The sequence below is a fragment of the Salinimonas iocasae genome, from assembly GCF_006228385.1.
Taxonomy (GTDB): Bacteria; Pseudomonadota; Gammaproteobacteria; order Enterobacterales; family Alteromonadaceae; genus Alteromonas; species Alteromonas iocasae.
The window spans coordinates 2209407-2229938 of record NZ_CP039852.1; the positions used below are offsets into that span (position 1 = coordinate 2209407).

At 48.3% G+C, this 20532-nt stretch carries 21 protein-coding genes; 5 read left to right on the forward strand and 16 right to left on the reverse strand.

Translation table 11 applies throughout. The features are described from left to right. Positions 1-9 precede the first annotated feature (9 nt). The 13 genes from FBQ74_RS09720 to yceD form a co-directional block, all read right to left on the reverse strand. On the reverse strand, positions 10-783 hold the full coding sequence (locus tag FBQ74_RS09720) for a TatD family hydrolase (RefSeq protein ID WP_139756495.1): 774 nt from the start codon (positions 781-783) through the stop codon (positions 10-12). Between the two features lie 62 nt (positions 784-845). After that, positions 846-1745 carry a DNA polymerase III subunit delta' gene (gene holB, locus FBQ74_RS09725; RefSeq protein WP_139756496.1) on the reverse strand — a complete coding sequence of 300 codons (900 nt, stop codon included), beginning with the start codon at positions 1743-1745 and terminating at the stop codon, positions 846-848. After that, a complete protein-coding gene (gene tmk / locus FBQ74_RS09730) occupies positions 1739-2359 on the reverse strand; it encodes a dTMP kinase (RefSeq protein WP_139756497.1) in 621 nt (206 codons plus the stop codon). Before tmk ends, holB begins: the two co-directional genes overlap by 7 nt. 8 nt (positions 2360-2367) lie before the next feature. Beyond that, complete coding sequence (gene mltG, locus FBQ74_RS09735) at positions 2368-3381, reverse strand: endolytic transglycosylase MltG (RefSeq protein ID WP_139756498.1); 1014 nt, start codon at positions 3379-3381, stop codon at positions 2368-2370. Continuing rightward, entirely contained in the window at positions 3371-4177 is an 807-nt protein-coding gene (gene pabC / locus FBQ74_RS09740) for an aminodeoxychorismate lyase (protein ID WP_168190646.1), read from the reverse strand. Before pabC ends, mltG begins: the two co-directional genes overlap by 11 nt. 111 nt (positions 4178-4288) lie before the next feature. Next, positions 4289-5527: a beta-ketoacyl-ACP synthase II gene (gene fabF / locus FBQ74_RS09745; RefSeq protein ID WP_139756500.1), complete on the reverse strand. Its 1239-nt coding sequence runs from the start codon at positions 5525-5527 to the stop codon at positions 4289-4291. Between the two features lie 73 nt (positions 5528-5600). After that, positions 5601-5840, reverse strand: a complete 240-nt coding sequence (gene acpP, locus FBQ74_RS09750; protein WP_044056889.1) for an acyl carrier protein — start codon at positions 5838-5840, stop codon at positions 5601-5603. A 196-nt stretch (positions 5841-6036) separates the two neighbouring features. Then, positions 6037-6777 (reverse strand): 3-oxoacyl-ACP reductase FabG, encoded by a 741-nt coding sequence (fabG, locus tag FBQ74_RS09755; RefSeq protein ID WP_139756501.1) that lies wholly within the window; start codon positions 6775-6777, stop codon positions 6037-6039. 3 nt (positions 6778-6780) lie between these two features. Further along, complete coding sequence (fabD, locus tag FBQ74_RS09760) at positions 6781-7716, reverse strand: ACP S-malonyltransferase (protein ID WP_139756502.1); 936 nt, start codon at positions 7714-7716, stop codon at positions 6781-6783. Between the two features lie 36 nt (positions 7717-7752). Continuing rightward, positions 7753-8718 (reverse strand): beta-ketoacyl-ACP synthase III, encoded by a 966-nt coding sequence (locus tag FBQ74_RS09765; RefSeq protein WP_139756503.1) that lies wholly within the window; start codon positions 8716-8718, stop codon positions 7753-7755. Further along, positions 8715-9740, reverse strand: a complete 1026-nt coding sequence (gene plsX, locus FBQ74_RS09770) for a phosphate acyltransferase PlsX (RefSeq protein WP_139756504.1) — start codon at positions 9738-9740, stop codon at positions 8715-8717. The genes FBQ74_RS09765 and plsX overlap by 4 nt, the downstream gene beginning before the upstream one ends. 21 nt (positions 9741-9761) lie before the next feature. Then, the gene (gene rpmF / locus FBQ74_RS09775; protein ID WP_139756505.1) at positions 9762-9932 is read right to left on the reverse strand and encodes a 50S ribosomal protein L32; all 171 of its coding nucleotides are present in this window, start codon (positions 9930-9932) and stop codon (positions 9762-9764) included. Between the two features lie 3 nt (positions 9933-9935). Further along, positions 9936-10463 (reverse strand): 23S rRNA accumulation protein YceD, encoded by a 528-nt coding sequence (yceD, locus tag FBQ74_RS09780; protein ID WP_139756506.1) that lies wholly within the window; start codon positions 10461-10463, stop codon positions 9936-9938. Positions 10464-10613: 150 nt separating this feature from the next. Between yceD and FBQ74_RS09785 the strand changes: the two genes are divergently transcribed. Then, on the forward strand, positions 10614-11252 hold the full coding sequence (locus tag FBQ74_RS09785) for a Maf family protein (RefSeq protein ID WP_139756507.1): 639 nt from the start codon (positions 10614-10616) through the stop codon (positions 11250-11252). Here FBQ74_RS09785 and FBQ74_RS09790 read toward each other — a convergent pair. Both FBQ74_RS09790 and rluC read right to left on the reverse strand, forming a co-directional pair. Continuing rightward, positions 11238-11891, reverse strand: a complete 654-nt coding sequence (locus tag FBQ74_RS09790) for an HAD family hydrolase (protein WP_139756508.1) — start codon at positions 11889-11891, stop codon at positions 11238-11240. The two genes, FBQ74_RS09785 and FBQ74_RS09790, sit on opposite strands and share 15 nt — an antisense overlap. Next, the gene (rluC, locus tag FBQ74_RS09795) at positions 11888-12832 is read right to left on the reverse strand and encodes a 23S rRNA pseudouridine(955/2504/2580) synthase RluC (RefSeq protein ID WP_139756509.1); all 945 of its coding nucleotides are present in this window, start codon (positions 12830-12832) and stop codon (positions 11888-11890) included. The genes FBQ74_RS09790 and rluC overlap by 4 nt, the downstream gene beginning before the upstream one ends. A 625-nt stretch (positions 12833-13457) precedes the next feature. Between rluC and rne the strand changes: the two genes are divergently transcribed. Together rne and FBQ74_RS09805 are read left to right on the forward strand one after the other, a co-directional pair. Beyond that, positions 13458-16724, forward strand: a complete 3267-nt coding sequence (gene rne / locus FBQ74_RS09800) for a ribonuclease E (protein ID WP_205912250.1) — start codon at positions 13458-13460, stop codon at positions 16722-16724. Between the two features lie 45 nt (positions 16725-16769). Continuing rightward, a complete protein-coding gene (locus FBQ74_RS09805; protein ID WP_139756510.1) occupies positions 16770-17783 on the forward strand; it encodes a phosphotransferase in 1014 nt (337 codons plus the stop codon). 22 nt (positions 17784-17805) lie between these two features. On the opposite strand, the gene FBQ74_RS09810 is transcribed toward FBQ74_RS09805, so the two are convergent. Then, positions 17806-18711, reverse strand: coding sequence for a LysR family transcriptional regulator (locus FBQ74_RS09810; protein ID WP_139756511.1), 906 nt, complete (start codon positions 18709-18711; stop codon positions 17806-17808). Between the two features lie 87 nt (positions 18712-18798). Here FBQ74_RS09810 and FBQ74_RS09815 point away from each other — a divergent pair, with 87 nt between their 5' ends. Together FBQ74_RS09815 and FBQ74_RS09820 are read left to right on the forward strand one after the other, a co-directional pair. Further along, positions 18799-19599 (forward strand): class II aldolase/adducin family protein, encoded by an 801-nt coding sequence (locus FBQ74_RS09815; protein ID WP_139756512.1) that lies wholly within the window; start codon positions 18799-18801, stop codon positions 19597-19599. Positions 19600-19613: 14 nt separating this feature from the next. Then, positions 19614-20501, forward strand: a complete 888-nt coding sequence (locus tag FBQ74_RS09820) for a bile acid:sodium symporter family protein (RefSeq protein WP_139756513.1) — start codon at positions 19614-19616, stop codon at positions 20499-20501. Positions 20502-20532 lie beyond the last annotated feature (31 nt).

Consider the following 20532-nt stretch of genomic DNA (forward strand, 5'->3'; position numbering starts at 1 on the left):
AATCCTTAATCAGTCGTTAGTAATCTGATCGAAAAGGCGATAGAAGTTCTCTGTCGTAGCTTTCGCAAGCTCATCGACACTTATGCCTTTCAAATCAGCGATAAATTCTGCAACCTCAACCACAAACCCTGGCTGGTTACTTTTACCTCGGTGCGGAACCGGCGCCAGCCAGGGAGAGTCTGTTTCAATGAGAAGTCGCTCTAACGGTACAGCCTTTACCACTTCCCTGAGTGATTTTGCAGAATTAAAAGTAACAATGCCTGATATGGAAATATAAAAACCAAGTTCCATAGCGGCTTCAGCCATCTCTAGAGATTCTGTAAAGCAATGCAGTACACCCTTCGTCCCGGGGTCTTTATATTCACGCAATAACGCGATGGTATCTTCACGTGCATCACGGGTATGAATGATGAGCGGTTTATTTAACACATTGGCGACCTTGATATGGTCTATAAACGACTGACGCTGAACTTCCTGTGTATCTGCACTATAAAAATAATCCAGGCCAGTCTCGCCAATTGCGACAACCTCGGGCTTTGATGCCTTTTGTAATAGCTTGTCATAGCTGCATGCATCTTCCTGGTGTAGGGGATGCACGCCACAGGACACAGACACATCGTCAAATGACCGGACTTTTTCGTACATAGCGTCAAAGTCTTTCACCGAAACACTGACGCAAAGAAAGTGCTCTACGCCACGATTTCGCGCGAAGTCCAGCGTTTCATTTAATGGTGCATCGCCTTGTTCCAGACGATCGAGATGACAATGTGAATCTACAAACAAAATAACCTCTCAAAGTTTTGCTGATAGGGTTGGGCAGTAACTTTCGTATTTGGTTCCGTAACCTAAATCGAACTATCTGGCCGTTTTACTTCGGCCAGCACGCTACTGAGGATCATAATTTTATTCACGCCCGGATTTTGTAAAGCCTGATGAGCGTCAATGCAGGTTTTATACAGTTTATAGAATGCCGGACTGTTATGTTGAACAAATGATCGATGCGCATACTGCTGTAACCAGTCAACGATGGTGGTTGCTGATGCCTGCCAGTCAGTAGCAAGTGTTACCGCATCATTTGTACCGCTAAGTAACATTTCAAGACCTTCCTGATACTGGGGATAACTAATACTGTCGGAATTTTCCTCTAAAGCTGCCTTTACCCTGAGTGGTGCACCGGCATATGCCTCTAAAAGCGCGACAGTGACATCGGTAAAGCCCTGATCTGCCAACCAAGCCTGCGCTACCTCATGGTGTGGCCTGGTCAGTATGTGTTTTTCGCAGCGGCTTATAATTGTAGGCAGTAATCGATTCATTCGGTCGGTTACCAGGATGAGGTAAGTGTTATCCGTTGGCTCTTCCAGTGTTTTTAACAGCGCATTCGCAGCAGATTCTGTCATCATATCTGCACGCGGAATAATAAGCACTTTATTACCACTTAACTGAGAGGTAGCATTGAGACGTGCGATTCCCTCCCGGATTTTATCCACGCCTAACTGCTTATCGCTGGAAAGCTCACTGAAGTCCGGATGCGTTTGTGCATCAAACAATTGACAAGACTGACATGCATTGCAAAACCCGTTATTGCTGACAGATTTACATAGCAACGTTTTAGCCATTGTATGTGCCAATAAGGTCTTGCCGATACCGGACTGACCTGATAACAGCAAGCCATGGTGCAGGCGCTGGTCGCTGTGCCGCTTTACCAGTTGCTGAAAAACATCATTGAACCAGGGCGGCATCAACATGTCAGAAACGCCTTTATTCTGTCGCTTACATCCCGGTGTACCGCGCCCATAGGCTGCATTGCATCAACAGTAATTATTGACTTGTCTGCAGCGGCAAGTTCTAAATATCGCTCGCGGGTACGCGTGAAAAATGCCATACCTTCACGCTCTATCCGGTCTAGCTCCCCCCTGCCCCGGGCTCGCTCAAGTCCTTTTTCAGGGGTAACGTCAAGGTACAAAGTTAAATCTGGTTTGAAACCTTTAAGTGTAATCTCGCTGAGTGTCGCCATAATATTTGCATCAATCTGACGTCCGCCTCCCTGGTAAGCCAGCGATGACAGTTCGTGTCTGTCCCCCACTACCCACACATTATCATCCAGCGCCGGAAAGATTTTATTTATTAATAATTGTCGACGAGCAGCGTACATGAGCATCAGTTCAGTTTCCTGAGCAACCGTTTCGTCCCAGGGCTGTTTGACACACTCCCTTATCGCTTCGGCCATTGCAGTGCCACCGGGCTCACGCGTTGTCACGCAGCGGTGACCTGACGCTTCAATGCGATCGACAAGCAGTTGTACGACTGAACTTTTGCCGGCACCTTCAAGCCCCTCTACAACAATAAATTTACCTCGCATAATACTGCCTATCTGTTATTAAGCTGATATTTCCGTACAGCTTCATTATGTTGTTCCAGTGTTTGAGAAAACTGATGTGAGCCATCGCCTCTGGCCACAAAATAAAGCGCCTCGGTAGGTACAGGTTGCAATGCCGCTTTAATAGCAGGACGGCCTGCCATTGCTATTGGCGTGGGAGGTAACCCTTTAATCACATAGGTGTTGTAAGCTGTTTTCTCACGTAGATGTGCACGGGTGATGTTGCCGTCATATTTCTCACCGATACCATATATAACAGTAGGATCAGTTTGAAGCCGCATATTCTGGCGAAGCCGGTTTACAAAAACACCGGCAATCTGCGCGCGCTCCGCAGGCACCGCCGTTTCCTTTTCTATAATAGATGCCAGAATCAATGCTTCATAAGGCGTATCTATAGGCAGCCCCTGCTGACGCGCCTGCCACTGTTCGGTCAATTGCGCTTTCATTGCATCCATCGCCCGGGTCAGCAAGCCTGACGCTGTGGTACCCGCTGTAAAGTGATAGGTATCCGCCAGAAACAGACCTTCCAGAGATTGTAAACCTGCAGCAGGAGGCCATGGCCAGCGAGCGCGTAATTTTTCAAGCGTATCAGGGCTAAGATCGAAGTCGATATGCGCATGGTTGTTGAGCAGCGTCTGCCATTGTGAAAATGTAAGACCGTCAATCAGGCTAATAGAAAACTGATGCTCTTTGCCGCTGGCAAATTTATCAAAAGCCATCGGTAACGTCATATCCGGACTAAGCTGATACGTGCCAGCGCGAATGTGCTTGTCTCTAAAAACCAGTTTAAGCCAGATTCTGGCACTTATATCATCGACTGTGACAATATTTGCTTTCCGTAACTGTGCCAAGGCACTGTGACCTGTCGTCCCCTCATCAATGGTCACCAGCGTTGGCGATGAGATAGCAAGATGTTTATCTACCTGCTGTTGCCAGAAGCTAATCGCTAACGCCGCAACAATAATAATGAAAATTATGAAAAGAAAAACACGCTTAAACCGCATTAAATTCGTCCTGATAAGCTAACTTTATTTCATCCTGCAATGTAGTAACTGGCTTAGTCGCAAGGTGGTGCGGTTCTTCCAGTTCAAGGGTATGCACAGGTATTATTTGCATCAGCGCGTTAGTAAGAAAAATTGCGGATGCCTCATTCAACACATTCGGCAAAGCCTGAACCTCACTCACAGGCTGACCATGTTGATGCAGCCAGTCAATTACGAATTCTCGCATCACCCCTGCCACACCACATTGTTTTACTGAAGGTGTATACCACTGCCCCTCATTTAACCAAAAAACATTGGCAGCACTAGCTTCAACAATATGGTTATCTGTGTCGCATACAAGTACATCATCGACAGCGGCCGACATATGCCTTTTGACCAAAACCTGCTCAAGGCGATTACAATGCTTAACGCCCGCTAGTGCTGGCTGCACAGCCATTCGCACATCGCTAAGGCCAATACAAATACCATCTACACGCCAGGCACTATAATGTGCTGGCACGCTATGATGAGAGAAATACAAAGCAGCAGCACTTTTTTCATCCCGCTGGTAGCCTCGCCCACCCTGACCCGCACTAATCAGCAACTTCAAAGTGCCTGATTTTATGCTCTGCGCCTGCGCGATAATATCGGCACGCAGCTTTTCAGCGTCAACGAATACCCCCAATAGCCTTGTATCGCGGCACAGGCGCTTTACATGGCGTTCAAACAGCGCAACCCGGCCGGCTTCTACACTCATGGTAGTGAAAACACCATCACCGTAATTGGCCACGCGGTCATTGAGTGGAAAGGTTTGCAATATATCTCGTTCCATCATTGCTTTAGAAAAAAACGAGTATATCAATCACAGCAAAGAGAAGGTAGTGCGTGAGGGGTAAGAAAAAGGCGACCGTCAGGTCGCCTCTTGTTTTTATAGTCGCTTGAAGATGAGGGTGCCGTTGGTACCACCAAAGCCAAACGAATTACACAATGCATATGGCGACTCAAACGCCTTTGCTTTGTGCGCAACAAAGTCCAAATCACAGCCATCGCCTGGTGCATCAAGGTTGATGGTTGGCGGCGCCATTTTGTCCCGCAGTGCCAAAATAGTGAAAATGGCTTCTACAGAGCCGGCGGCACCTAACAGATGCCCTGTCATCGACTTGGTGGAGCTGACCATCAGATTGTAGGCATGGTCACCAAAAACACGCTTTACAGCAGCGACTTCGGCTTTATCGCCAGCAGGCGTAGATGTACCGTGTGCATTGATATGACCAATTTGCTCACCGTCCAATCCTGCATCGCTCAACGCATATTCCATTGATGCTGCAGCGCCCTCGCCGTCTTCGGGTGGCGAAGTCATATGATGTGCATCACCACTCATACCAAAGCCAACCAATTCACCATAGATGGTGGCGCCGCGCGCTTTCGCCGCTTCATATTCTTCGAGCATTACCACCCCGGCGCCTTCGCCCATGACGAAGCCATCGCGATCTTTGTCCCACGGGCGGCTAGCTGCCTGCGGATCGTCGTTGCGTGACGATAATGCGCGAGCAGCGGCGAAACCGGCGATACCCAACGGCGTAATAGATGCTTCAGCACCACCGGCCAGCATGGCGTCGGCATCTCCGTACGCAATCGTCCTTGCGGCGATCCCAAGGTTATGAACACCGGTTGTACACGCCGTGACCACATTGAGGTTCGGCCCTTTTAAACCTTCCATGATGGAAAGGAAGCCCGAAATCATATTAGTAATGGTTGAAGGGACAAAGAACGGTGATACGCGCTTAGGACCACTTTCCATAAGCTTGGTATGGTTTTGTTCTATCTGCTGAAGTCCGCCAATACCAGAGCCTATTGCAACCCCAACACGATGTGCGTTGTCATTGTTTATAGTCAAACCGGAATCAGCCAAGGCCTGTTTACCCGCGGCTATGCCGAGCTGGATAAACCGGTCCATCTTCTTCGCTTCTTTTTTTTCTATGTATTCTTGCGGGTCAAAATCATTAACCTGACCGGCAAAACGAGTCGAATAGTTACTGCAATCGAAGTGGCTGATTTCACCAATACCACTTTCACCGGCAAGCACCCCACGCCAGGTTTGCTCTACCGAGGAAGCCAGTGGTGACAACATGCCAAGACCAGTAACCACTACGCGACGTTTTGTCACACAAAAGCCCTCGCATTGGAACTAGGTAGGAAATAGAAAACGGCTCATGGTGAGCCGTTTTGCTAAGAGTTTATTACGCGTCTTTATTAGCGTTGATGTAGTCGATAGCTGACTGAACAGTAGTGATTTTTTCTGCTTCTTCGTCAGGAATCTCAGTGTCAAACTCTTCTTCCAACGCCATCACCAGTTCTACGGTATCAAGTGAATCTGCGCCCAGATCGTCTACAAACGAAGCTTCTGGTTTTACTTCTTCTTCTTTAACGCCCAGTTGCTCAACGATAATCTTTTTAACGCGCTCTTCGATGTTACTCATAATTCTAGGTTTCCCTTAACGTAACTAGATATAAAAAGTGCCGCTAGTTTATTTTGCAAGCCCAACGCTTGCAAGCACCAGACTAAACTAATTTTCTGGTCTAACCAGCAACGAACCAAAGTTAATTAAACAATTCTTTAACATTAGAAAATGAGAAAGCTCATCTCTATCAATCAGTTAACGTGACTGTGACACGTTAACTCATGTACATACCACCGTTCACATGGATGGTTTCGCCAGTAATATATGCTGCACTGTCACTGACTAAAAATGCAACAGTTGCGGCAATTTCTTCAGGACGACCTAATCGATTTGCGGGAATATCTTTGAAGATAGCTTCCTTCTGATCATCGGTTAACGCCTTGGTCATATCGGTGTCGATAAAACCGGGAGCTACAACATTGATAGTAATTCCTCGTGATGCTACTTCTCTGGCCATAGATTTACTAAAGCCAATAACACCTGCTTTTGCGGCCGCATAATTTGCCTGACCAGCGTTTCCGGAACTACCTACCACAGAGCCCACATTGACGATGCGTCCGTGCTTTTTCTTCATCATGCCGCGTAAAACTGCTTTCGACAAGCTGAAAATTGCAGTCAGATTGGTATCGATAATATCCTGCCATTCGTCATCTTTCATGCGCATAAGCAAGTTGTCGCGGGTTATACCGGCATTGTTCACCAAAATATCGACGCCGCCAAAGTCTTCCTTAATGATATTTAATACATCATCAACAGACGCTTTGTCGGTCACGTTCAGACACAGACCCTTACCTGAATAGTCTGCCAGGTACTCACTGATGTTATTGGCGCCGCTTTCACTGGTAGCAGTACCGATAACTGTTGCACCTTGTTCTGCTAATTGCTGTGCAATTGCCTTTCCAATTCCGCGACTGGCACCAGTAACCAGCGCAACTTTAGACGCTAATTGTGACATGAGTTATCCTTTTTCTGCACGCGCCTGAATATCAGCAGGCGTATTAACCGCCGCCGCATCAAGCGATTTATCAATTCGTTTAACCAGGCCTGTCAGGACTTTACCCGGGCCAATTTCTAATACCTTCTCAACGCCTTGCTCTGCCAGGTACCGGATAGTATCGGTCCATCTTACCGGACAATACAGCTGCCTCACCAACGCATCTCTAATCGCTGCGGGCTCCGATTCATTACTTACATCAACATTGTTAATAACAGACACGTTAGGTGCCGATAATGAAACAGCAGCAAGCGCTTCTTCGAGCTGATCAGCGGCAGGACGCATAAGTTCACAATGAGACGGCACGCTAACCGGCAAAGGCAGCGCTCGCTTAGCGCCAGCTTCTTTACAGGCATTCGCAGCCTGCTCAGCAGCAGATTTTTCGCCTGCGATAACCACTTGCCCCGGAGAGTTAAAGTTAACCGGAGCTACCACTTCGCCGGTAGCAATTGCAGTTTGCTGGCAAATATCTGCAATTTTCTCATCGTCAAGGTTGATAATTGCGTACATTGCGCCAGCACCAGCGGGTACAGCCTGCTGCATAAATTTACCGCGGGCCTCTACCAACTTTACAGCTTCTGCAAAATTTAATACGCCAGCACATACCAGCGCCGAATATTCACCCAGGCTATGGCCAGCCATGTAATCCACGTGAACGTCTTTTTCGCTCAGTAAACGGAAAATAGCAACACTGGCTGTCAATAGCGCAGGCTGAGTGATATGTGTTTCATTTAGCCTGCCATCTTCGTCAGACTGAACAAGCTCCCACAAGTCGTAACCCAGGGCTTCTGAGGCTTCCTGAAATGTTTCCAGTACGACCGGATAAGTGTCGGCTAACTCGGCCAACATGCCGGGTGACTGAGATCCCTGACCGGGAAAGACAAAGGCTGTACGAGTCATAGTCGTTCCTTATTGTTATGGTGTAATCAAAGCTTATTAGTAACGTACCAGGGCTGAGGCCCAGGCAAAACCGCCACCGAAAGCTTCTAACAGCAGATTCTGGCCACGCTGAATACGTCCGTCTCGAATTGCGGTATCTAATGCCGTGGGCACTGTAGCAGCAGAGGTATTACCGTAGTTCTCAAGAGTTAATACCACCTGGTCCAGTGACATATTCAGTTTTTTTGCTGTTGCTTTGATAATCCTGAAATTCGCCTGGTGCGGAACCAGCCAATCAAGCTCTGACTTATCCATATTGTTGGCCTCAAGGGTCTGCTCAACAATCTCAGATAGCTTGGTTACCGCGACTTTAAAGACCTCATTGCCGCGCATCGCGCCCCAGTTTTCATGTACTGATGCTTCATCACCGCGGGTTGGATTGCCTACATAAAGTAAATCTTTATAGGAACCGGCGGCCTGAATGTGTGTTGATAAGATACCAGGCTCATCACTGGCTTCGATAACAGCAGCGCCCGCTGCATCACCGAACAAAATCACCATACTACGGTCCGCAGGGTCTACCAGGCGACTCAGACAATCCGTTCCTACTACCAGAATACGTTTCGCCATACCCGACTTTACATACTGATCGGCGACGCTTAATGCGTAACACCAGCCTGCGCACGCAGCGGCTACATCAAATGCGGGAATACCGTCTATCTTCAGGTGATATTGAATTTCACATGCTGTACTGGGGAGAGAATAGCGGCCACTTGTGGTGGCACAGACAATCATATCAATATCGCTGGCCTGCAGCCCGGCTGCATCCAGTGCTTTTCTGGATGCTTCAACACCCATAGTGGCCGCTGTTTCGTCAGCGCCAATTATACGCCGCTCTTTGATGCCTGTTCTGTCTGTGATCCATTCATCGGTGGTATCCACCATGGTTTCAAGATCTGCGTTGGTACGCACTTCGCTAGGATAATAGCTGCCGGTCCCGATAATTCGTGAATATTTACTCAAAGTTGCTCCAACAAAACCGTTTCTATTTTACTTTTTATTTTTTCCGGAACACGTAAACGCGCTTCCTGCATCGCCTGATTAATCGCATAGTAAAATGCATCGGCCGAAGCGTTTCCGTGACTCTTTACTACAATGCCGCGCAATCCTATCAGACTGGCGCCATTATACTGGTCGGGGTTCACGCGATTATAAATAGTTTTTAGAAGCGGAAGAGCAACCCGGGCCATTGTCCGGGTCCATAAATTAGCGGCAGAAAAGCGTTTGGCCTCATTCACAACAAGCTTTGCCAGACCCTCACTGGATTTAAGAGCAACATTGCCAGTAAAGCCATCAGTCACAACCACATCAGCGTAATCGGTGAAAATATCATCACCTTCAACGTAACCGATATAATTAAGTGCCGGGGTTTGCTTTAATTGCTGGTTGGCCATTTTTACCAGCGCATTACCCTTGATATCTTCTTCGCCTACATTCAGCAACGCAACGCGGGGGGCCTGTTTACCCGTCATCTGTTCTGCCAGTACCGACCCCATCACGGCGTACTGAAAAAGCGTATCAGCAGTACAATTTACATTGGCACCCAAATCGAGCAGCAATACTTTGTGATTGCCCGCTGTGGGCATGAAGGATACTAGTGCGGGACGGTCAACACCCTGTAATGTTTTGAGCCGATAATAGGCAAGCGCAAGTAATGCACCGGTATTACCAGCACTGACACAGGCATCAGCCTTACCCTGCTCTACCAGCTCAACAATTCTCTTCATGGAGGAGTCTTGCTTACTTCGAAGTGCAGAGGCGGGTTTATCGTCCATTTCTACAACATCTTCACAATGCTCGATATGAACGCGTTCTCTTTGCGATGAGTTTAAATCAGCTAAAGCGGGTTCAATGATGGCGCGCTGGCCACAAAAAATGAAGTGTGTATCGGGATGTTGGCGAACAGCTCTCAGGGAGGCTGAGAGAATAACAGGGGGACCATGATCGCCCCCCATGATATCTAACGCTATGGTTAGCTTAGACAAAATGTCGATTACCGAACGCGCTTAGCGTTCAATAACTTTTTTGCCTTTGTAGTAACCATCAGCGGTTACGTGGTGACGACGGTGCGTTTCACCTGATGTTGAGTCGACAGACAAAGTTTCGCATGTCAACGCATCGTGTGAACGACGCATACCGCGCTTAGCACGCGTTTTACGATTTTGTTGTACGGCCATAACTTACTCCTGGTCTCGCTTAAGTTCTTTCAAAACCGCGAAAGGGTTTGGTCGCTCATTTTCCGGCTCGATTTTACCAAACGTCATATCATCCTTACTCAGTGCGCAATCCTTCTCTGCATGAAGAGCTACAATAGGCAAAGCAATAATCAGTTCGTCCTCAAAAAGCTGAAGCAAATCGACATTTCCATGGTCGTCGACCTCAACCGGATCATAAGCTTCGGGTAACATATCGATTTCATCAGACCGCTGCACCGGGCTATAACAAAAATCGACGTTAAGCGGGCAATTAAACTCGCCGTTACACCGTTGACAGATAAGTGTGACCTGTGTAGCAAGATGGCCGTGAAAGACAGTAAGACCCTGCGCGTCTTTTATAAACTGTACTTCTGCGTCCACCCACTCATCACAGTTAACAACTGCACCGAGTAAACGTTCCATATCTTTACTGGCAATCACGCCCTGATAATCAGAGCGCTTGACAGCACTTTTAACCGGATCGACCTGGTGAGGTAATTTCACTTTCTGCATAGGGCGCGAATAATATAGTCTCAACCCATATCTGTCAAAGGATTAATCGGGTAAAAAGTGATTAATCCAGCATTCTCTTTATCTTGATACTTTTACGCAGGCTAAAGCGTGTTTAGACTATCGGCAGGATAAATAAAACAGGCACATTTAATGAGTACACTTATTCTGGCGTCTTCGTCTAAATATCGTAAAGCCCAGCTTAATGCGCTGGGATTGACTGTAGAGACACATTCCCCGGATATTGATGAAAGCGCTTATGCCAGCGAAGCGCCAAAAGCACTTGCCTGTCGCCTGGCCTCGCAAAAAGCCCAAAAAGTTGGCAAATCGTATCCCGGCGCCCTGACTCTGGGCTGTGACCAGGTCGCTGTTTTAAACCAGCATGGTAAATCCGTTACCCTTGGCAAACCCGGCACCCGTAAAAATGCTATAGCGCAACTTTCCATGTGTCAGGGCAATATAGTTACATTCTACAGCGCCCTGGCTGTTTATCGGGCTGACTCGGATATAACGCTGTTTGATGCAGACGTAACACATGTGCAATTTCGCACGCTTAGTGATAAAGAAATTACAGACTATGTCGACGCTGAACAGCCTTTGGATTGTGCCGGCAGTTTCAAATGTGAGGGACTGGGGGCTCTGCTGTTTGAGAAAATAGAAGGCCGAGACCCGAATAGTCTGATTGGCCTTCCCGTTATGTTACTTCGCGAAATGCTGGCACAATGTGATGTAGACTTGCTTCACCTTGCCACTCAGGCTCAAATTCAAAAAGCCTCATCAGCGCGGCAATAATATTGGGCGCATCTCACTGACTGTATTAACGATAGCCACAGGATTATGTGCTGCCAGACGATCGCTGTCATGAACACCGTATGACACAGCAAGCCTGTCCATACCAATCTGCTCAGCCATTTGCATGTCAAACACAGTATCTCCGATCATAATAGCATCGCAGGCACTAATCCCGGTTTCAGATAAGATCTGTTCAAGCATATCTGATGATGGTTTTGACGCTGCCTCACAGGCCGTACGCGATGTAGTAAAAAAGTGGCCGGTTTGCGTGTTCTTCCATGCTCTGTCCAGACCACGTCGCGCCTTACCTGTGGCGACGGCTAAGGTCTTGTCCCGCTGCCTGAGCGTGGTCAGCAACTCCAGGGTGCCTTCAAATAACGGGCATGGGGTAATATCTTTTTCAAGGTAAGCGGCTTTGTAACCCTCGAATAATGCGTCGGTAAGCTGCTCATCCTGCGTATCAAACAGTATCTGGATTGCCGGACGCAGGCTGATTCCAATGATATTGCCTACAGCCTGCGCATCAGGGACCGGTACATCGCACTGTTGAGCTGCCAGCTGCATACAACTGACAATCTTGGCAGCAGAATCCATCAACGTTCCATCCCAGTCAAAGATAATCAGCTGGTAATCTTTCATCTTATTTTATCCAGTATCGCTGTAAGTTGCGTATCCAGGGGTGCATTGAATGTCACTGGCTCTTCGGTCTGAGGGTGTAACAGACGTATACTGGCTGCGTGCAAGAACAGTCTGTTAAGGCCTTTTTTCTGCATTTCATTATCAAATTCAGCATCGCCGTATTTATTGTCACAGGCGATAGGATGACCAGCGTGCAGACAATGCACGCGGATTTGGTGTGTACGGCCGGTAATCGGCGACGCCTCCACTAACGTCGCATTACTGAATTGCTCCAGCACACGATAACGTGTCTCAGAGGGTTTACCTGCATCAGACACATTTACCAAACGCTCACCAGATTGCAGCACATTTTTGCGCAAAGGGGCTTTTACTTTGAAACGATTCTCCGGCCACTTACCACTTACGAGCGCCTGGTACCGTTTGTCCATTTGCCCGTTACGAAGCTGCTCATGCATATGCCGCAGTGCTGAGCGTTTTTTAGCAATCAGGATACAGCCTGAGGTATCCCGGTCGAGTCGATGAACCAGTTCCATAAATTTGGCATCAGGACGCAAAGCGCGCAGCCCTTCAATTAACCCGAAACTTAACCCGCTCCCGCCGTGTACCGCGATGCCAGAAGGCTTGTTTATCACCATAAGCCGATCATCTTCATATAGAATCTGGTCTGCCAGGGCTGCTACCTTATCCAGTTTCGGATTGGGTTTCTCGTCAGCAACCGGAACTCTGACCGGTGGTACCCTGACGACGTCATCGGCCTGCAGTTTGTACTCAGGCTTTACTCTGCCTTTATTAACCCGCACTTCACCTTTTCGTAAAATGCGATAAATCATGCTTTTGGGCACACCTTTTAATTGCGTGCGCAAAAAATTGTCAATCCGCTGACCAGCCAGATCAGCATCAACCGTTACAAATTTAACTTGTGGGGGGCTCTGTTCTTTCATGGGCGAGAGTATAAAGGATTTTTACCGCATCTACCTATCACAGTTTGCTTTACATAAGAAAAAAGTCCGTTGACTCACTGAAATTCCAATGCGGGCCTGGACGGTCAATAAAATAAGTTACCCGCGCTGCTTATCTTTCCTTGCTTAGTTTTGCTTATTGGTGCGATAATCAAAGGGTTTAACGCGCAAAGATTTGCCGTTAAACCGGTTTGAACAACCAACAATGTAACAGCCGCAATGATTCGGCAGCCCAAATTCATTGCCTGAAGTGAGCCGCGTAGGTAGTACTAAAACCTTCCCTCACCAGAATATTGTGGCATTAAAACACCATGTTCGCCGTTTAGAAAACAGAATTGAAATGACAATCATCATGGCAATAACATAAAGCTATGATGATGACAAAAATGAAGTATGAAACAGGGTCTGTCGTTCCCGACATCCACTAAATCACAGCCCGGGTGCGCGTTTAAAAGTGAAGTTAACGCGCAATAAAACAAGCAGGCTACGTGGATATTACGACGCAACAACAAAGTCCGCACCTTGCCGGGAGGCATCGTGATGAGGGTTTGCACACGTCAGTTTAATTTTGTGTCTAAACGGCTGTAGCAAAGCAGAGTTAGATACAATGAAAAGAATGTTAATAAATGCAACTCAGCAAGAAGAGTTGCGTGTTGCCCTTGTAGACGGGCAGCGTTTGTATGATTTGGACATCGAAAGCCCCGGTCATGAGCAGAAAAAGGCCAATATCTATAAGGGGAAAATCACCCGCGTAGAGCCTAGCCTCGAAGCTGCTTTTGTCGACTATGGCGCAGAGCGTCACGGATTCCTCCCCTTAAAAGAAATCGCCCGCACTTACTTTCCAAAAGGCTATAAATTCGAAGGCCGGCCTAACATCAAAGATGTGATTAAAGAAGGCCAGGAAGTTATTGTTCAGATTGATAAAGAAGAACGCGGCCAGAAAGGCGCCGCCCTGACAACATTTTTGTCTTTAGCGGGTAGTTATTTGGTACTGATGCCGAATAATCCCCGAGCTGGCGGCATATCCCGCCGTATTGAGGGTGATGAGCGTACAGAGCTAAAACAGGCACTGAGCAAGCTTGAGCTACCCGATGGTATGGGCCTGATAGTACGTACAGCAGGTGTGGGTAAATCTTACGAAGAGCTGGAGTGGGATTTACGGGTACTTCTCAAACACTGGCAGGCGGTCTGTGAAGAAGCAGATAAGCGCCCTGCTCCGTTCCTGATTCATCAGGAAAGCAATGTTATCGTTCGTGCCATCAGGGATTATCTGCGTCGTGATATCGGCGAAATCCTGGTGGATAAAACGGCTGTCTATGAGCAGGCTGTTCAGCACATTGAGCTGGTACGCCCCGACTTTGCTAACAGAGTTAAAAAATATGATGGCGGCGTTCCGCTTTTCAGCCACTACCAAATAGAAAGTCAGATTGAATCGGCGTTTCAGAGGGAAGTTCGTCTGCCTTCAGGGGGCTCTATTGTAATCGATCCAACCGAAGCCCTGACCTCTATCGATATCAACTCTGCCCGTGCCACTAAGGGCGGTGATATTGAAGAAACTGCGCTGAACACTAACCTGGAGGCCGCGGATGAAATTGCCCGTCAGCTTCGTTTACGGGATTTAGGTGGGCTGGTTGTTATCGATTTCATCGACATGACGCCTGTTCGCCATCAGCGTGAGGTAGAAAATCGCCTGAAAGATGCCGTGCGCTCAGACCGTGCCCGTGTGCAGTTGGGTCGTATTTCCCGCTTTGGCCTGCTAGAGATGTCGCGCCAGCGTCTGCGCCCTTCTCTGGGTGAATCCAGTCACCACGTATGCCCACGCTGCTCAGGCCACGGCACTATACGCGGAACAGAATCCCTGGCTCTGTCTATCCTGCGCATCATCGAAGAAGAAAGTATTAAAGATAACACCGGTCAAATTGAGGCCCAGCTACCTGTGCCCGTGGCCACCTATCTGCTTAACGAAAAGCGCAAGTCTGTTAATGTGATAGAAAAGCGTCACGGTGTTCAGCTTCTGATTATTCCTAATCCGAATCTGGAAACCCCGCATTATGAAGTCAGTCGTCGTCGCCCTGATGAACTGGTTGACGATGTCAGTTACGGTGTAACGCTTATAGATACACCACAAACAGATGCCGACAAACCGGCTGCGACCCCGGCTAAACGCGAAGAGCCGGCCATTAAAGGCATGGTAGCGCCTGACGCTGCGCCTAAAGCCCCGGTCAAGCCGGAAGCCAAACAGGAAGCATCCAGCCCGTCATTACTTTCCCGCATATCTGGCTGGTTAGGTGGTCTGCTTGGCGGTGGTTCTGCCAAGGAAGAGCAGGAAGCAGAAGAAGCACGCAAAGAGCGTGAAAAGCAGTCTCGCAGCAATCAGCGTCGTGGTGGTGACAATCGTAACCGCAAGCCGCGCAACAACAATCAGCGACGTCGTAAACCTGCGGACAGTCAGGAACGCGATGACAACAATAAGGGTCAGCAGAAGCCTCAGCAGGATAAGCGTTCAGGTAAGCCGGGATCGCAAAATCGCAAGCCTCGTAAACAGCAGCGTGATGAAAAGCCGGATAACCGTGAAGTAAAAGACCAGCACGATGATAAGAGTGGCAAGGATTCACAGAAGGACACGCAGTCTGCGCCGAAGAAGAAGCAGGTAGCTGAGCGCCGTAAACGCCGCGATATGCGACGCTCTGTTCGGGTTCAAAAAGATGACGGTCAGGCAAACGAGCCGAACAACACACAGTCTCAGCCGAAAACAGAGAACCAAACTGCTAAACCGGAAAGCCGTCAACCTGAAGCAGACAAAACGCCTGCAGCAGCGCAGAAATCGCATGATGTGGCCGATACAGCCCAAACAACATCTGATACATCGGTTTCATCGCACAGCGAACAGCAGGAAGGCGCCAACGAAGAAAAGCGTGACAATAACGCAAGTCGTGGCCGCAGTCGCCGTTCTCCACGCCATGTTCGTGCCGCGGGCCAGCGACGCAAGAAAGGCGCTCAGGAAGACAGTCAGACACAAAGTCAGGAAGACAACAGTGATACTGCAGCGCAGCAGCAATCTGCTCCGGCTCAACAGGAAACCATCGCTACACCGGTAACCGATGCTTCTCAAATGCAGGCTGAAAAAGCAGATAATGCCGATGCTTCTGCCAGTGAGCAGAACGAACAGCGCGCACCTGAGAAGATGAAAGCACAAACCGCTCAACCTGTTGCGTATGATGAAAAATCAGAAGCCGCTGCCTTCGCACCAGAGTCAGACTCAGCTTCGGAAGATGCAAAGCAAACGCTGACCCAGCAGGAAGATCAATCGGTCAACTCGGAGCAGAGTCAGACTACCGGAGAGCCGGTTGAGATGCCCGATAAAGTTGACGCACAGGCTATTCAAAGCAGCGAAGACCATAAACAGGATGAGCTGGCTTTGGATGTCCCGGATACGACGGCTAAACCTGACGAAAAACCGCGTGAAAAGTACCGTGCGGATGGTCAGCGGCTGGATAGTCAGCAAAACGCGCCTCAGCAGGTTGAAATAAACCTGGACAGCGAAGATGACGCGCAAAGCAGCGACACGTCCAATGCGGATCTTGAGGTGGGCAAATCTGACGAAGCGCAAGTTAGTCAAAAGCCTGCAACATCAGATAAATCCGTTGAGCTTGCTAGCGCCAACCTTGCTGCCAGTGGCAGAGGAAAAATACGCGTATCGCATCCCAGCGCAGTACCGGAAACTGTCAACACTGAGTTTCAGGAGGTCAATCTGACCGCACGTAAAGATGATGATCGTCCATCTCTGACTGTATCTGGTAAACGAGCTGTGCAATCAGAGGCGAAATCCCGCGCTTCTGCGCCAGCGACTAACCCAGGCAATAACGCGGCCTGATGGCCTTTATCCAGGCTGCTGCATTATGCAGCAGCCTGAATTATCATGACTAGTACTGTCGAACCGGTATTCAAATCCTGGGTAAAGTCCCGATTACAAGACCCTGATGTAGAAGCATTTTCTCTGCTGCAGACTCTATGGAGCGGATACGGACAATGTTTTCGATTTTTCTCCCCTAAGCTTAACCGTAATCTGGTTGCAAAAGCCGTTCAGCCCCCTGAAACAATCAACCACCCAAAAGGCTGGAATAATGATATCAGTCACCAGCGCAAGCTTACGTCTTATCAGGTAGAGCGACACTTCTATAAGCACGTTCGTGCAAGCCTGATGTTGCCAGCGCCTGAATTAATTGCCGAAGACCAGCACGATGAAGCGTTACTGTTAATAATGTCAGACCTGGATAGTCAGGGATTTGATCAACGGCATGAAACATTGACGTTTGAACAGGCGCAGACCGTGCTTCGCTACCTGGCCGCTTTTCATGCTACTTTTCTGGTTTTGAAAAATGATACCGTCTCGGAGTGTGCTGGCTTATGGCCTCGTGGGACTTACTGGCATTTAGCTACCCGTCAGCAAGAACTAAATGCGATGCCAGATAGTGCTCTGAAACAAAAAGCCGCCGCGATTGATAAACTGCTCGCTGATTGCCCGTATCAGACAATTGTTCACGGTGATGCTAAGGTCGCTAATTTTTGTTTTAAAGCGCGTACCTGTCAGAACGGCAGCGTAGCTGCTGTAGATTTTCAATATCCTGGTTCAGGCGTCGGCGTACAGGATGTGGCTTATTTTATAGGCAGTGCGTTAAACGAAGATGATCAGGCTACTGCAACGGGTACCTGTCTTGATATATATTTCGAAGCATTGAAACGCGCGTTGCGCGATTCATCTACACCGCCAGCGGTCATCCCTGATGATGTGGAGGAAAGCTGGCGCTACCTGTATCCAATTGCGTGTGCCGATTTCCAACGATTTTTGGAAGGCTGGAGCCCTGGCCACTGGAAGCTCAATGCAACGCTGGAGGCCTTAACAAAGCAGGCTTTAGATACTCTCCCTTGCTAGATAAGTGACACTACGCCACTTATTAACGTTCAGCACCCTGTAGTGTCTGCTCCACCCATTGCCTTACTGTTTTAAGCAGTGGATCATTATCAGTGGAGGTATGCCAGTACATATGTACCGGGAGCGGCGATATTTCAACGGGAATCTCATGCTTTTCTAACGGCAGTTCGCGGCAAATTTGCCTGGCATAGGCATCAGGCACCGTGAGTAATAAATCAGAATGAAGTGCAACATCTGCTGCTGCCATGTAATGCTCACATACCATAGCGATTTGCCGGTGATGGCCATCGGCCGCCAATGCCATATCAACATGATTAACTAAAGAGCGTCGCGCACTAATCAGTACATGCTGGGCTGTAACATATGCTGTTTTTGTCATGCGCCTGCCAAGGGGATGACCGGGCCTGCATAAAAGGACAAACGGCTCTGCACGAACCGCTTGTTGCTGAATATCTGCGCTGGTTGGAACTATCGCATCCACCGCTATATCTATTTCACCCCGACAGAGACTTTCGGTCATCTCTTCCAGTGGGATATGCATGCTTTGAATACTGACCCTCGGGGCATATTCACTGACTTTCTTCATCAGCGGATTCAACACTGATAACTCTAGAATATCTCTGAGACCCAGCTTCACCGTTCGGCTATACGAAGAAAGGCCTCCGGACCAGGGCGTCGTTATACTCAGGTGTAACGCGTCCAGAGACTGTTGAACATCCGGCATAATTTGCTGACACCGTCCGGTAGGCACCATGCGCCGACCGTGTCGCTCAAACAAAGGGTCATTCAGCATTTCTCTCAGCCTGGATAAGGCATGACTCACCGCAGGCTGGGTCAGGTTCAGGTGCTGAGCTGCCGCGGTTATAGAGCCCTCGCGGTAGATCGCGGTCAGTACCACAAACAGATTTAAATCGAACTTACTATGCATAGCATTTATAACATTGCATTAACATTTATCACTTTTATTTATTTGTTGGTGCCGTAGTCTTTGTACAACGAATACAGGAGAATAGCTATGTCATCAACACCTGATACAGAAAGATTAACCCGAGGCGCTGATCGTTTTGCAATGATGTCCCCCCCGACATTCAATAGCGCGTCGGAGCAACAATACTATGAAAAATGCCGACTTGCGGCAGCCTTTCGTTTATTTTCCAAATATGGATTTGACGAAGGACTGGCCGGCCACATCTCACTGAGAGATTGCATCTCACCAGATACTTTCTGGGTTAATCCGGTCGGTCGTCACTTTTCAATGATGCGGGTATCTGATTTAGTCAGAGTTTCTCATGAAGGCGAGATTGTTGAAGGTCACTCTCCCATCAATAACGCGGCTTTTGCGATTCACTCCCGGATTCACGCACAACACCCCCATGTCAACGCAGTCGCACACGCCCATTCAGTATCAGGTCGGGCGTTCGCATCTTTAGGTCAAAAGCTGGCACCTATATCCCAGGATGCCTGCATGTTTTTTGAAAATCACGATGTTTTCTCTGAATTTCACGGCGTAGTGGCTGATACCACTGAAGGTGACCGTATTGCCGATAAACTAGGCAACCATATTGCGCTTATCCTCCAGAACCATGGCTTACTGACAGCCGGAAGCAGCGTAGATGCAGCGGCGGCAAATTTTGTCATGTTTGATAGCTGTTGCCATAGCCAGCTTTTAGCACAAGCCGCTGGACCGTTAACCACCATTGACGACCAAACAGCACGTCAAACGGCGGCTGTGAATGCCTCAGATCTTGTGACATGGGGAAACTTTCAACCAGTGTATGAAAAGCTTGTCAGTGAAGATGACAGCTTCCTGAACTAAACCGGGCAACACTGATGTTGACAGAGATCGTTCTTCCAACAGCTTTAGGCGCTATCATGTTTGGTATCGGGATGTCCTTGCAAACAAAAGATTTTGTTTTGTTACGCACTGCACCCCGACCGGTTTTAATCGGTCTGCTGGCGCAACTCTTGATCATGCCACTTATCGCCCTTGCTATTGTCTGGGCGCTTCCTGTGACTCAAGACATTGCACTAGGGATACTTTTGCTTGCTGCCTGCCCGGGTGGAACGATGTCTAACGCTATGAGTCAGCTACTCAGGGCAGATCTTGCACTTTCAGTAAGTCTGACCACACTATCCACATCGTTGTGTATTTTTACTACCCCTTTGCTGATAAACACAACCTTTTCGCTCTTTTCTGATGCGATAACGTTTACATCATCATCTATGTTAGCGGTCAGTGGCAGGTTATTGTTTATCGCGTTACTTCCCGTAATCGCTGGAATGCTGTTTCGACGCGCTTTTCCCATGCGGGCCCTGAAAATGATACCTGCGTTTCAGCGTTTTGCGTTTGTTTTTCTGTGTCTGCTCATTATTGCAATGGTATGGCGAGAGTACGAGACGCTCGTTCAGACCAGCGGTACGCTGCTTGTTAGTGTCATGATGCTGATAGTACTGACCAGTTCGGCCGGATTTCTGATCGGCAGAATTTGTAGCCAACCTTTCAGGGCCTGTAAAACGTTATGTATTGAGACCGGGATTCAGAATGCTGCAATGGCAATGGTGATTGCAATTACTATTCTTGATGCCCCTGCCCTCTCCGTCGTTTCCGCTGTATACGGACTATTTATGTATGGAGGCCCCCTTGCTGTCATTACAGTGGTACACAGATTTACGCCCAAACCACGGCTTCGGGATACAGCATACACACGGAATAATTAATAAAAATTTTCTGCGATTTGAGCTTTTTTCG

What these genes read in the sequence shown, in the direction of transcription:
- FBQ74_RS09785 (WP_139756507.1), top strand. Translation starts at nt 10,614, where the DNA reads ATGAGTACACTTATTCTGGCGTCTTCGTCTAAATATCGTAAAGCCCAG.
- rpmF (WP_139756505.1), bottom strand. Translation starts at nt 9,932, where the DNA reads ATGGCCGTACAACAAAATCGTAAAACGCGTGCTAAGCGCGGTATGCGT.
- fabD (WP_139756502.1), bottom strand. Translation starts at nt 7,716, where the DNA reads ATGACTCGTACAGCCTTTGTCTTTCCCGGTCAGGGATCTCAGTCACCC.
- FBQ74_RS09815 (WP_139756512.1), top strand. Translation starts at nt 18,799, where the DNA reads ATGTCATCAACACCTGATACAGAAAGATTAACCCGAGGCGCTGATCGT.
- FBQ74_RS09805 (WP_139756510.1), top strand. Translation starts at nt 16,770, where the DNA reads ATGACTAGTACTGTCGAACCGGTATTCAAATCCTGGGTAAAGTCCCGA.
- rne (WP_205912250.1), top strand. Translation starts at nt 13,458, where the DNA reads ATGAAAAGAATGTTAATAAATGCAACTCAGCAAGAAGAGTTGCGTGTT.
- mltG (WP_139756498.1), bottom strand. Translation starts at nt 3,381, where the DNA reads ATGCGGTTTAAGCGTGTTTTTCTTTTCATAATTTTCATTATTATTGTT.
- rluC (WP_139756509.1), bottom strand. Translation starts at nt 12,832, where the DNA reads ATGAAAGAACAGAGCCCCCCACAAGTTAAATTTGTAACGGTTGATGCT.
- holB (WP_139756496.1), bottom strand. Translation starts at nt 1,745, where the DNA reads ATGTTGATGCCGCCCTGGTTCAATGATGTTTTTCAGCAACTGGTAAAG.
- tmk (WP_139756497.1), bottom strand. Translation starts at nt 2,359, where the DNA reads ATGCGAGGTAAATTTATTGTTGTAGAGGGGCTTGAAGGTGCCGGCAAA.
- FBQ74_RS09810 (WP_139756511.1), bottom strand. Translation starts at nt 18,711, where the DNA reads ATGCATAGTAAGTTCGATTTAAATCTGTTTGTGGTACTGACCGCGATC.
- FBQ74_RS09820 (WP_139756513.1), top strand. Translation starts at nt 19,614, where the DNA reads ATGTTGACAGAGATCGTTCTTCCAACAGCTTTAGGCGCTATCATGTTT.
- yceD (WP_139756506.1), bottom strand. Translation starts at nt 10,463, where the DNA reads ATGCAGAAAGTGAAATTACCTCACCAGGTCGATCCGGTTAAAAGTGCT.
- FBQ74_RS09790 (WP_139756508.1), bottom strand. Translation starts at nt 11,891, where the DNA reads ATGAAAGATTACCAGCTGATTATCTTTGACTGGGATGGAACGTTGATG.
- fabG (WP_139756501.1), bottom strand. Translation starts at nt 6,777, where the DNA reads ATGTCACAATTAGCGTCTAAAGTTGCGCTGGTTACTGGTGCCAGTCGC.
- acpP (WP_044056889.1), bottom strand. Translation starts at nt 5,840, where the DNA reads ATGAGTAACATCGAAGAGCGCGTTAAAAAGATTATCGTTGAGCAACTG.